Source organism: Cellulomonas fengjieae, from assembly GCF_018388465.1.
GTDB lineage: Bacteria > Actinomycetota > Actinomycetes > Actinomycetales > Cellulomonadaceae > Cellulomonas > Cellulomonas fengjieae.
Genome location: NZ_CP074404.1, coordinates 2,839,805 through 2,852,069 on the forward strand (window position 1 = coordinate 2,839,805; position 12,265 = coordinate 2,852,069).

At 73.7% G+C, this 12,265-nt stretch carries 11 protein-coding genes; 4 read left to right on the forward strand and 7 right to left on the reverse strand.

Translation table 11 applies throughout. From position 1 onward, the window contains the following. Nucleotides 1-130: 130 nt before the first annotated feature. Both KG102_RS13015 and KG102_RS13020 read right to left on the reverse strand, forming a co-directional pair. Nucleotides 131-799, reverse strand: coding sequence for a LuxR C-terminal-related transcriptional regulator (locus tag KG102_RS13015; protein WP_208212091.1), 669 nt, complete (start codon nt 797-799; stop codon nt 131-133). After that, nucleotides 796-2,097, reverse strand: a complete 1,302-nt coding sequence (locus KG102_RS13020; protein WP_249667321.1) for an ATP-binding protein — start codon at nt 2,095-2,097, stop codon at nt 796-798. The genes KG102_RS13015 and KG102_RS13020 overlap by 4 nt, the downstream gene beginning before the upstream one ends. A gap of 136 nt (nt 2,098-2,233) precedes the next feature. Here KG102_RS13020 and KG102_RS13025 point away from each other — a divergent pair, with 136 nt between their 5' ends. Both KG102_RS13025 and KG102_RS13030 read left to right on the forward strand, forming a co-directional pair. Then, on the forward strand, nt 2,234-3,616 hold the full coding sequence (locus KG102_RS13025; protein WP_208288453.1) for a PspC domain-containing protein: 1,383 nt from the start codon (nt 2,234-2,236) through the stop codon (nt 3,614-3,616). Further along, nucleotides 3,616-4,071 (forward strand): hypothetical protein, encoded by a 456-nt coding sequence (locus tag KG102_RS13030; RefSeq protein WP_208212095.1) that lies wholly within the window; start codon nt 3,616-3,618, stop codon nt 4,069-4,071. The genes KG102_RS13025 and KG102_RS13030 overlap by 1 nt, the downstream gene beginning before the upstream one ends. 70 nt (nt 4,072-4,141) lie before the next feature. Here the strand turns inward: KG102_RS13030 and KG102_RS13035 are convergent, their stop codons facing one another. The 5 genes from KG102_RS13035 to KG102_RS13055 all read right to left on the reverse strand — a co-directional run bounded on the left by KG102_RS13035 (nt 4,142) and on the right by KG102_RS13055 (nt 8,524). Further along, entirely contained in the window at nt 4,142-4,615 is a 474-nt protein-coding gene (locus tag KG102_RS13035; RefSeq protein ID WP_208212097.1) for an aromatic ring-opening dioxygenase LigA, read from the reverse strand. Between the two features lie 120 nt (nt 4,616-4,735). Next, complete coding sequence (locus KG102_RS13040) at nt 4,736-5,875, reverse strand: glycosyltransferase family 4 protein (protein WP_208288450.1); 1,140 nt, start codon at nt 5,873-5,875, stop codon at nt 4,736-4,738. 48 nt (nt 5,876-5,923) lie between these two features. After that, complete coding sequence (locus KG102_RS13045; protein WP_208288448.1) at nt 5,924-6,316, reverse strand: DUF3817 domain-containing protein; 393 nt, start codon at nt 6,314-6,316, stop codon at nt 5,924-5,926. 29 nt (nt 6,317-6,345) lie between these two features. Continuing rightward, complete coding sequence (gene guaA / locus KG102_RS13050; protein WP_208212103.1) at nt 6,346-7,929, reverse strand: glutamine-hydrolyzing GMP synthase; 1,584 nt, start codon at nt 7,927-7,929, stop codon at nt 6,346-6,348. A 106-nt stretch (nt 7,930-8,035) separates the two neighbouring features. Continuing rightward, the gene (locus KG102_RS13055; protein ID WP_208288445.1) at nt 8,036-8,524 is read right to left on the reverse strand and encodes a hypothetical protein; all 489 of its coding nucleotides are present in this window, start codon (nt 8,522-8,524) and stop codon (nt 8,036-8,038) included. A gap of 162 nt (nt 8,525-8,686) precedes the next feature. Here KG102_RS13055 and KG102_RS13060 point away from each other — a divergent pair, with 162 nt between their 5' ends. Then, nucleotides 8,687-10,534, forward strand: a complete 1,848-nt coding sequence (locus KG102_RS13060) for an ABC transporter ATP-binding protein (RefSeq protein WP_208288444.1) — start codon at nt 8,687-8,689, stop codon at nt 10,532-10,534. Continuing rightward, nucleotides 10,531-12,264, forward strand: coding sequence for an ABC transporter ATP-binding protein (locus KG102_RS13065; RefSeq protein WP_208212109.1), 1,734 nt, complete (start codon nt 10,531-10,533; stop codon nt 12,262-12,264). Before KG102_RS13060 ends, KG102_RS13065 begins: the two co-directional genes overlap by 4 nt. The last annotated feature ends 1 nt before the right edge of the window (nt 12,265 follow it).

Genomic DNA, 12,265 nt, shown 5'->3' on the forward strand with positions numbered 1-12,265 from the left:
CACCTCCGGGGTTCGACGCCGTCGTCTCCATACCGACCACGCGGTATGTTGCGCCACAGTACACACCATCGCCGACGGCGGGGAGGCCTCGAGCGAGGGTCGGACCGGCCCGGCGCCCGACGACCTCGGTCTACAGCAGCCGCCGCGCTGCCGCCCAGCGCGTGAGCTCGTGCCGGCTGGACAGCTGCAGCTTGCGCAGCACCGCCGACACGTGGGTCTCGACCGTCTTGATCGAGATGAACAGCTCGGAGGCCACCTCGCGGTAGGAGTACCCGCGGGCGATCAGCCGCATGACCTCGCGCTCCCGGGCGGACAGGCGGTCCAGCTCGTCGTCGCCGATCGCCACGTCGCCCGCGGCCGCGCCGAACGCATCGAGCACGAAGCCCGCCAACCGCGGCGAGAACACGGCGTCCCCGCCGGCCACGCGGCGCACCGCGTCGGACAGGTCGGTGCCGTCGATCGCCTTGGTGACGTACCCCCGGGCGCCGGCGCGGATGACCGCGACGACGTCCTCGGACGCGTCCGAGACCGACAGCGCCAGGAACCGGGTGCCACCCAGCAGGTCCGTGCAGGCCTTGATCACCTCGGCGCCGCCGCCGCCGTCCCCGCCGGGCAGGTGCACGTCGAGCAGCACCACCGGCGGGGTGAGCTCGCGGACCAGCCGGATCGCCTCGTCGACGGAGTCCGCCTCCCCGATCACGCGCACGCCGGCGTCCAAGGAGGCCTTCACCCCGGTGCGGAACATGTGGTGGTCGTCGACCAGCACCACGTCGACCGGCTGGCCTGCTGACTCGCTCATCGTTGTCCCTCGTCGTCCCTGCTGATGGGCACCACCAGGTGCACCTCGGTCCCGCGCTCGGGGCTGCTGGTCACGGTCGCCGTGCCACCGCGTCGGCGCACCCGCCCGATGATCGACTCGCGCACCCCGAACCGGTCGGTGCCCACCTCGTCGAGGTCGAAACCGTCACCATGGTCGCGCACGAACACCTCGACCTCGCCGGTGCCCACCTCGAGGTAGAGCGAGACCGGCGGACGCCCGTGCACCACCGCGTTGACCAGCGCCTCGCGGGTGGCCTGCAGCAGCGCCTCGGTGTCGGCGTCGGGGACGCGGTCCCCGACCACGACGGACTCGATGGCCACCGGGACCCCCGTGGGCCCGGACCGCGAGTCCTCGACCTCCGCGACGATCCCGCGCAGCGCCGCGGCGACCGAGGTGCCCGGCGCCGGGCGGTCGTCGTAGAGCCACTCCCGCAGCTCCCGCTCCTGCGCGCGCGCCATCCGTGCGACCTCGGCGGAGTCGTCGGACCGCGACCGGATCAGCGCGAGCGTCTGCAGCACCGAGTCGTGCAGGTGCGCGGCGATGTCCGCCCGTTCCGACTCGCGCGCCCGTGCGGCGCGCTCGTCGCCGAGCTCGCGCACCAGCCGCAGCCACCACGGGGTGAGCACCAGCGCGACGCCGCCGAGCATGACGAGCGCGGCGACGATCGACTGCACGAGCGTGCTGACCTCGACGCCCTGGCCCGACACCATCCCGACGAACAGCAGCACCCCGACGCCCGCGAGCAGGATGCCGCCGGCCACGCGCAGCACGCTGACCGGCGTCCTTCCGCCTGCCCGGTCCCGCAGGCGACCGCGCTGCACCGCGTCCAGCTGGCTCCAGGCCAGCCACAGGCCGGAGAGCACGATGATCGTCGGCAGGATCCAGTCCGCCTGGACGTCCGCACCCGAGCGGACCGCGATCAGCAGCGCCGCCGCGATCACGAGGACCGCACCGATCGCGATGTCGGTGATCGGGACGCGCCGACCCGGCTCGATGATCGCCTGGCGGCGGGCCAGGCGCGTCAGCGCGCTCGGCCGCACCAGCTGGGCCGCATCGGCCGGGTCCCCCTGCGGGACCGCGAGCCACCAGAACACGTAGAGCAGGGGCCCGATCGCCGCGACGGGCGTGAGCACGATGAAGGCGGCCCGCACCAGACCGACCGGCACGTCGAGGTGCGCGGCCAACCCCAGCGCGACACCACCGAACCACCGTGCGCGCGGCGGGCGGCGCAACGGCAGCCGGCGGCGCGCGGCGGGTGGGGCCTCGGTCGGGTGCACGGACCGATCGTCACATGCCCGCACGCGTTCCGGGGTCGCGTCCGGGGTTCGTTCAGGGGTGTCGTCCCCGAGGTTCAGGGTGAGGTCAGGGGGCCACCCGATGCCGCGCGCCCGCCCGGGCGAGCAGGATCGAGGCATGGACACGAGCACCCCTTCCGGCCCGGAGCCGGCCCCCGGCCCCGCGGCGGCCGACCCCGCCGCCGCACACCCGACGAACAGCTTCTTCGCCGGTGTACGGCGGCTGGGCATCACCCGGTCCGACGACCGCTGGATCGGCGGCGTCAGCGGGGGCATCGGCGACCGCTTCGGCATCGACCCGCTCCTCGTCCGCGGCATCTTCTTCGCGACGCTCCTGCTCGGCGGGCTCGGGCTGGTGGCATACGGCGTCGCCTGGGCGCTGCTGCCCGAGCGCCGCGACGGTCGCATCCACCTGGAGGAGATGATCCTCGGGCGCTTCGACATCGCGCTGCTCGGCGCCCTGGCCTTCGTGGTCGTCGGGTTCGGGCGCGGCGACAGCTGGTTCTTCTTCTGGGGTCCGCCCGAATGGGTCCAGGGCCTGCTGTGGCTCACCCTCGTCGGCGGCATCGTGATGGTGATCGCGATCGTCTCCAACCAGCAGTCGCCGCGGCCCCGACCGAGCAGCACGGACGCCCGGTTCGCACCGCCCCTCTCCGGGACGGGCTACGCGGCCGGTCCCGCCGCGAGCTACCCCGCCCCCGGACCCGCCGCCACCTACCCGGCGCCTCCCGCCGGGTCCCCGACCTACGGCGCTCCGCCGGCGGCGGCACCCGCGCCGGCGTGGACCGCACCGACCGTGCAGCCTCGCCCCCCGCGGCCGGCGACCCCCCCGAAGCCGCGGACCCCGGGGGCCGGGCCCGGCACCGTCGGCGTCGTCGTCGCCCTCAGCCTGCTGAGCCTCGCGCTCCTGCTCGTCGCTCAGCGGCAGGGCGACTTCACCGGACCCGTCGCGCTCACCGCACTCAGCATCTTCATCGTCCTTGCCGGTCTCGGCATGATCGTCTCGGGTCTGCGCGGCCGGTCGAGCGGCTCCCTGGCGGGCCTCGCGATCACGGCCGTCCTGGTGGCCGTTCCCGTCGGCGTGGCGCAGACCACCGACTGGACGTGGTCGTCGTCGACCGACCGCACCTTCTCCGCCGACGGCGTGGTCCTCGTGAGCGATCGCGACGTGGCCGCGGACGGCTTCTCGATGGGGTTCGGCGACGTGACGATCGACCTCACCGACGTGCCGATGACCTCCGAGACGCTCGAGGTGCTCGTCGAGCTCGCGGCCGGCGACCTCACCGTCCTCGTTCCCGGCGGCGACACCACCGTCACCGCCGACATCGAGGCGGGCGCCGGCACCGTCAGCTGGGACATCGACGGACAGCTGTCGAGCGTCGCCGGCGTCGGGCTGAGCCCCCGCACCATCACGGCCGGCGACGTCGGCGCCGACGGCCCCCAGCTCGCGCTGCAGGTACGCCTCGGCGCCGGCGACGTCTCGATCCTCGAGGAGAACTGATGCCCACCGACAAGACCCCCCAGGACGGCGACGAGACGCTCGCCCTGCCGGTGAGCGAGCGCGAGCCCACCGGCGACGAGACGCTCGCCCTGCCGACGACCGAGGAGCTGCCGCCGGGCGACACGGACGACCACGCGCCGCTCCACGGGACCGAGCCCGACGCCGCTGCGTCCACCTCCCCGATCGGCGTGTTCACCAGCCCGCCCGACCGCACGGACCGCCCGGTCGACGACCCCGTCGGCCCCTGCGCCGTGGACGAGCCCGTCCGCCGCCGGCTGCGCGTGGGCACGGTCGTGTGGGGCCTGGTCATCGCCGCCATCGGCGTGGGCATGCTGGCCTGGGCCGGTGGGTTCACGATCGACGTCCAGCTCGCGATGATCGTGCTGCTCGCCGCCGCCGGAACGGCCCTGCTGCTCGGCTCGCTCCTCAGCGGCGCCCGCCAGGCCCGTCGCTGAACCCACGACGGGTCCGGGCGGGTGCGTCTCGACGTACCTGCCCGGACCCGTCGTGCAGTCGTGCGGGACGCTAGACGGCGGGGTCGGCGCTCAGGGTGCGCGCGCTGCCCACCTGGTCGAGGTTCGCGGCAGCCTTGCGCAGCGCGACGCCGATCAGGACGAACACGACGCCGATCCCGACCACCAGGAGCGCGACGCCGAAGGCCACGACGGAGGTGAAGAGGGAGGCCCGCAGGAACGACGCGGTCATCACCGTGTTGCGCCGCTCGTCGCCCTGCTCCAGCTGCGCGTAGGTCTGGCCGTCGGTGCTCTCGAGCGCGTGGGTGTTGATGATGTCGGCCTGGAACCAGGCCTCCCACGGGGTGTCGACCAGCTCGCCCCCGAACGCCTGGGCGTCGTCGGAGACCGTGATCTCCTCAGCCGCGAGGTTGCTCGACACCGCTCCCCAGGTGACGCCGCCCGCGATGATGAAGATGATCCCGAAGATGATCGTCAGCAGGCCGATCACGCGGACCGACTTGGAACTTCCTGTTGTCGTCGCCATGTCTCCCTCTCTGGAACACGCGGACGGGCGGGGGCAGCTCCGAACGGGTCCCCCCACAGCACCGTCCAGTCACCTCGACTGTAGTGAGGTCCACCGGCTTCGGCAGGTGATAGCGCGCCGTCAGACGCGGCTGAGCACCCGGGCCCGGGCGTACTCGGCGTCCGCCGCGACCAGCACGTCGTCCCACCCGAACCGGGGCCGCACGGTGCGGTTGTGCGTCAGCATCCCGTCGAGCAGGCGACCGTCGCGGGCGAGGTGGACGACCGCCTCGGCCATCTCGGCGTCGTCCGACACGAGCAGCCCGTCGATCCCGTCCTCGACGAACTCCTCGATCCCGGTGCCCCGGCGGGCGACGACGGCCAGGCCGGCCGTGCGGGCCTCCAGGGCAGCGATGCCGAACGCCTCGAGCTCGGCCGGTGCGAGGAACACGTCCGCGTCCGCGTAGGCCGCCCGCACCTGGGCACGCGTCAGCCGGCCGCGCAGCTCCACGACGTGCTGCAGACCCTGTCCGGCGACGGCGGACGCGACCCTGCCCTGTGCGGGACCGGAGCCGATGACCGACAGCCGGAGCCGGTCGGGCGGCAGACGCCGCGCGGCGTCGCCGACCAGCTCGACCAGCGGGACGGCCCGCTTGCGCGGCGCCAGTCGCATGGTCGACACCAGGCGCAACGGGCCGCGCTCACCGGGGCGGCCGGGGCCCTCGGACGGGCTCCGGGGCGCCCAGAGGTCGAGGTCGATGCCGTTGGGCAGGACGCGGACCTCGGTGTCGAACACCTGCCGCACGCGGCCCGCCGCGGCGTGGCTGACCGCGCTGAGGGCAGCGGGTGTCCGCTGCCAGCTGCTGCGGCTCACCACGCTGCGCAGGGCGGCCACGGCGCCGTCGAGCATGCAGTGCCACGTGATCGCGGTGGGCAGGCCCGCGGCGAGTGCCGTCCGCGCGCCGTCGTACGCGAACGGGGACAGCACGCCGGCGTGCACATGCACGACGTCGGGTCGCAGGTCCGCGAACGCGGCGCGCATGAGGCGGGGCCCGGCCGGGTTGACCGGCAGGTCGAACGGGATCCGGGCGCCGAGCCGGTGCACGTGCACGCCGTCCTGCACGTCCACCACCCCGCCGCGCTCCCCCGCGTCACCCAGGGTCGCCGTCAGCACGTGCACGTCGTGCTCGGCGGCGGCCTGCCGCGCGGCCAGGTCCCCCACCTGCGACTCGATCCCGCCGGTCCGTGGGGCGTAGCAGTCGGAGACGTGGACGATCAGCACGCGCCCACCGTAGTCGCGGGGACCTGACGGCTCCTCATCCGGGGCACGTCAGCCGCGGGCTGCCCGGGCGGCCGCGATCCGCGCGGTGGCCTGGGCGTGCACCTTGCGCTCCAGGATGAACGACATGACCGGCACGACACCGGCCGCCGCCATCGTGACCAGCCGGCCGAGCCGCCAGCGCATCTTCGACCACAGGTCGAACACGGTGACCAGGTAGACGACGTAGACCCAGCCGTGCACCATCGCGATGATGCGGGCGGCCTCGGACCGCGGGTCGCCGTCGACGTTGAACCCCGGCACCTGCAGGACGTACTTGAGGATCATCTCGGCGCACAGGAGCAGCAGCATCGCGCCCGTCACCCACGCCGCCACGCGGTAGCGGGCCGTCGCCCCCTCGGCCTTGCGGACCCAGGGGTCCACACCGGTCACCGTCTCGCTCACGCCTGCAGCTCCTTGTCCCGACACCCCGGTCACTCCCACTCGATCGTGCCCGGCGGCTTGCTCGTCACGTCCAGCACGACGCGGTTGACCTCGGGCACCTCGTTGGTGATCCGGGTCGAGATGATCGACAGCACGTCGTACGGCAGGCGGGTCCAGTCGGCGGTCATCGCGTCCTCCGACGACACGGGGCGCAGCACCACGGGGTGCCCATAGGTGCGCCCGTCGCCCTGCACGCCGACCGACCGCACATCGGCCAGCAGCACCACCGGGCACTGCCAGATGTCGCGGTCCAGGCCTGCGCGGGTGAGCTCCTCGCGAGCGATGGCGTCGGCCGCGCGCAGGATGTCGAGCCGCTCGGCGGTCACCTCACCGATGATCCGGATGCCCAGCCCCGGGCCGGGGAACGGCTGGCGCCAGACGATGCCCTCGGGCACGCCGAGCTCCAGGCCGACCGCACGGACCTCGTCCTTGAACAGCGTCCGAAGCGGCTCGACCAGCTCGAACTGCAGGTCGTCGGGCAGCCCACCCACGTTGTGGTGCGACTTGATGTTGGCCGCACCTTCGCCGCCGCCGGACTCCACGACGTCCGGGTACAGCGTGCCCTGCACGAGGAAGCGGACCTCGTCGTCGCTGTGCTCCACGATGTCGCGCGCGGCGTCCTCGAACACGCGGATGAACTCGCGGCCGATGATCTTGCGCTTGGTCTCCGGGTCGGTGTGCCCGGCGAGCGCCGCGAGGAACCGCGCGCGGGCGTCGACGACCTTCAGCTGCACGCCGGTGGCGGCCACGAAGTCCTTCTCGACCTGCTCCGCCTCGCCCGAGCGCAGCAGGCCGTGGTCGACGAAGACGCACGTGAGCTGGCTGCCGACGGCCTTCTGCACCAGTGCGGCCGCGACGGACGAGTCCACCCCTCCGGAGAGGCCGCAGATCACCCGGGCGGAGCCGACCTGCGCTCGGATCTTGGCCACCTGCTCTGCGACGACGTTGCCGGGGTTCCAGTCGGGGACGAGCCCGGCCCCCTCGTAGAGGAAGTTCTCCAGGGCCTTCTGGCCGAGTGGCGAGTGCTTGACCTCCGGGTGCCACTGCACGCCGTAGAGGTGGCGCTCGCGGTCCTCGAACGCGGCGACCGGGCTGCCCGACGACGTCGCCAGCACCTCGAAGCCCTCGGGGGCGGCGTGCACCGCGTCACCGTGGCTCATCCAGACGGTCTGCGACTGCGGGCTGCCGGACAGCACGGTCCCCGTGGAGGTCACCTCCACGGCCGTGCCGCCGTACTCGCGCTGGCCCGTCTGCGCGACGGTGCCCCCGAGCGCGGCCGCCATCGCCTGGAACCCGTAGCAGATGCCGAGCACCGGGACCCCGGCCTCGAACAGCTCCGGGTCGACGAACGGGGCACCGGTCGCGTACACCGAGGACGGCCCGCCGGACAGGATGATCGCGGCCGGGTCCTTGGCCAGCAGGTCGGCGACGGAGGCCGTGTGCGGCACGATCTCGGAGTACACGTTGGCCTCGCGGACGCGCCGGGCGATCAGCTGCGCGTACTGCGCGCCGAAGTCCACGACGAGCACGGGGCGGTGGGTGGTGGTCGCGGCCGGGTCCGGGGTCTGCGTCACGTGTCCAGGATAATCGGCGGCCGGTGGTCGATGTGCCGGAAGGCCGGGGCGCAGGTGTGGCCTCGTCACCGCGCCGGCCTGCGACGTGCAGGAGGACCTGCGAGCGTCACGACTGCCCGGTCAGGGCTGCGTAGAGGATCACAGGGGTCATGGCGACCATGGCGAGCGGCGCGTACACCGCGAGCGCCGAGCGCTCCAGGTCCGGCCGGTCCAGGAAGAGCCTGTCCGGATGGCCGCTGCGCTGCACCACCGGCACGATCTGCCCGACGCGGTACTGGCCCACCGGCAGCAGCTGGTCGACCGTCACCCCGCGGGGACGCGCCTGCGTCGCCACCGTCACCCGGTCCTTGGGGCTCGCGACGACGGACCGGCGCTGGAACAGCGAGGCCGGCTGGACCGCCACGACCACGGCGGTACCGCGCACGCCCCGGGTGAAGACGCGACGCCGGCTGTACATGTACGCGAACGCGCCGACGAACGCCGCGACGGCGACGGTCGTGCCCGCGACGATCGCGAGGGTCTCGAACCAGCCGGGCACCATCGAGCCGTCGAGCACCTCGGCGGCGCGGCCGCCGGTCGGTCGTCGGTGCCTCATGGCGGTCGACCTCCGTGTCCCTGCCCGATCCGGGCGACCAGGATGGTAGCGGGACACCCGTCCCGACCGGTGCCGCCCGCCGGGTGATGTCGCTGGTCGGGAGGGCGCCGCGGAGCGAAAACGGTTCGAGGTTGTCGGTACCGCCACGTAACGTTGACGCCCGTGCGTTCACTCCCCCTCGACGATCCCGGTACCCCGCCTCTGAGCGGGCCTGTCGCGCTGCTGTGGTGGCTCGCGCGGCGCCAGTGGGGCATCCTGCTCACCGCGGTCGGGCTGGGCATCGTGCAGTTCGCGAGCCAGGCGTTCACCCCGTACGTCGTGGGCCGCGCGATCGACGACGGGCTCACCGAGGGGTTCGGGCCGGACCTCTGGGCCGCGTGCGCCACGCTGCTGGGCCTCGGCTCGGTGATCATCGTGGCGTCGGTCCTCGGGCACCGCTACGACATCGCCAACTGGCTGCGCGCCGCCTTCACCTCCTCGCAGCTCGTCGGCCGGACCGTCGCCAGGTCCGGGCACACGATCACCAAGGAGCTGCCGACGGGCGAGGTCGTCTCCGCGGTCGCCAACGACGCCCTGCGCATCGGTGAGGTCTTCGCGCTCGCGGCCCACTTCCTCGGCAGCCTGGCCGCGTACGGCATCGTCGCGGTCCTCATGCTCCGCGTGTCGGTGCCCCTCGGTCTCGTGGTGCTGCTCGGCCTGCCGGCCGTCGCCGCGATCCTCGGGCTCCTGGTCCGGCCGCTGTCGCGGCGGCAGTCCGCGCAGCGCGAGGCGTCGGGCCGACTGACCACCCTCGGCGCCGACACGGTCTCCGGCTTGCGGATCCTGCGGGGCATCGGCGGCGAGAGCGTCTTCACCGGCCGGTACCGCGCGCAGTCGCAGGAGACCCGGCACCGCGGGGTCGAGGTGGCCCGCACCCAGTCCGTGCTCGACGCGCTGCAGGTGCTGCTCCCGGGCGCCTTCGTCGTCACGCTCCTGTGGCTCGGCGCGCACATGGCGCTCGCGGGCACGATCACGCCCGGCCAGCTCGCGTCCACGTACGGGTTCGCCGCCTTCCTGGCGTGGCCGGTGCAGAACGCGACGCAGATGCTGCAGGCGGCCACCCGCGCGCACATCGGCGCGTCCAAGGTGATCAAGGTGCTGCGGGTCGTCCCCGCCACGGGAGCGACGCAGGGGACCACCCCGGCACCCGAGCCGCACGTGCCCCTGGTCGACGAGGTCAGCGGTCTGCGGCTCGAGCCGGGCCGTGTCGTCGCGCTGGTCAGCGCGGACCCCGACGAGTCCGCGCGGATCGCCACCCGGCTCGGGCGGTTCGACGACGACGCCGAGCGGGCCACGCCGGTCCGCCTGGGCGGCGTGCTGCTGGCCGACCTCGACAAGGACGTGGTGCGGGAGCGCATCGTCGTCGCCGAGGCGACCCCCCAGCTGTTCTCGGGCCCGCTGGTGCGCGAGCTGGACGTGCGCGGCGGCGCGAGCCGGGACGACCTGCTGCGCGTGATCGCGACCGCCGACGCGCAGGACGTGCTCGACTCGGTGCCCGACGGCCTGGACGGCGAGCTGCCCGAGAAGGGCCGGTCGCTGTCGGGCGGTCAGCGCCAGCGTGTCGCGCTCGCGCGCGCCCTGCTCGTCGATCCGGAGATCCTGGTGCTGGTGGAGCCGACGAGCGCGGTCGACGCCCACACCGAGGCCCGGATCGCGGCCCGGCTGGCGGACGCGCGCCGGGGCCGCGCGACCCTGATCGTCACGGCCAGCCCGCTGGTGCTCGACCACGTCGACGAGGTCGCGTTCGTCCAGGACGGCGTGGTGCGCGCCCGCGGGACGCACGACGCGCTGCTCACGGACGGGTCCGGTGACCTCGAGGTGGCCCGCGCCTACCGCGCGGTGGTCGGCCGGCAGATGGACGAGGAGCCGGTCGAGGACCGCGACGCCGACGACCGCGACGCCGGGGCGACGGTCGACGACGAGCAGCTGTACAAGGAACTGATGGTCGAGCAGCAGGGTGGACAGTCATGAAGCTCCCGATCGCCGACTCGGCGACGGTCCGGGCCTACACCGGGACCCTCCTGCGCAAGCACCGTCGCCCGCTGACCGTCATCGCCGTGCTGCACACGCTCGCGGCGGGCGCCGGCCTGGCCGGTCCGTGGCTGCTCGGCATGCTCATCGACGCGGTCACCGGCGGCACGACCGCCGGGTACATCAACACGCTCATCGCCGTCGGCGCGGTCGCGGTGCTGGCGCAGACGGTCCTCATCCGCTTCGCGCAGCGCTCGTCGATGGTGTTCGGCGAGGAGGTCTTCGCCGAGCTGCGCGAGGAGTTCATCGAGAAGGTCACGGCCCTGCCGCTGTCCGTCGTGGAGCGGGCCGGCACGGGCGACCTGGTCGCGCGCACGACCAACGACGTGAACAAACTGCAGCACGCCGTCCGGTTCGGCGTGCCCCGGGTGATCGTCGCGGTCGTCAGCATCCTGCTCACGGTCGTCGCGTGCGTCGTGCTGTCGCCGCTGGTCTCGCTCGCCATGTTCATCGGCGTCCCCACCCTGATCCTGGTCGTGCGGTGGTACCTCAAGCGCGCGACGCCGGCGTACCAGCGGGAGTCGGCCGCCTACGCGGTGCTCAACGGGTCCATCACGGAGTCCGTCGAGGGCGCCCGCACCGTCGACGCGCTCCGGCTCGGCCCGCGCCGCCAGGATCGCGTGGACGACGACCTGCGCGAGGCGTTCGCGGCCGAGAAGGCCACGCTGCGCCTGCGCTCGATCCTGTTCCCGGGGATCGACGCCACGTTCGTCCTGGCCCCTGCCGCCGTCCTCCTGTGGGGCGGCTACCTGGCCTCGCAGGGCCAGGTCACCGTCGGCGCCGTGGCCACGATCGTCATGTTCACCTACCAGATCACCGGCCCGGTCTGGGACCTCATCTTCTGGATCGACGAGATCCAGGTGGCCGCCACGTCGCTCGCCCGCATCGTCGGCGTGCAGCTGGTGGAGCCCGACCGTGAGGCGCGCGAGGGCACACCGGTCGACGAGGACATCGCCGCCCGGGACCTCACCTACGCGTACCGCGAGGGTCACAACGTGCTGCACGGGATCGACCTCGATCTCGCCGCCGGCGAGCGGCTGGCGGTGGTCGGTCCGTCGGGCGCGGGCAAGTCGACCCTCGGCCGGATGCTCGCGGGGATCCACCCGCCCACCGCCGGGACGGTCGCGGTCGGCGGCGTGCCGCTGGTCGACCTGCCGCTGGAGGAGCTGCGCCGGCACGTCGCCCTGGTCACCCAGGAGCACCACGTGTTCGTGGGCTCGCTCGCCGACAACCTGCGGCTGGCCCAGGTGGACGCCGACGCGGCCGCGCTCGAGCGCGCGTTGCGGGCCGTCGACGCGTGGGAGTGGGTGCAGGCGCTGCCCCAGGGCATGGAGACCGAGGTCGGGTCGGGCGGTGCCGAGCTCACCCCGGCGCAGGCGCAGCAGATCGCGCTCGCCCGGCTCGTCCTGCTCGACCCGCACACGCTCGTGCTCGACGAGGCCACGTCCTTGCTCGACCCGCGGGCGGCCCGGCACCTGGAGCGGTCGCTGTCCGCCGTCCTGGCGGGCCGGACGGTCGTCGCCATCGCCCACCGCCTGCACACCGCGCACGACGCGGACCGGGTGGCCGTGGTGGACGCCGGCCGGATCACGGAGATCGGCCCGCACGACGAGCTGGTGGCAGCCGGTGGCGACTACGCCGCGCTGTGGCACTCCTGGCAGCACGAGTGAC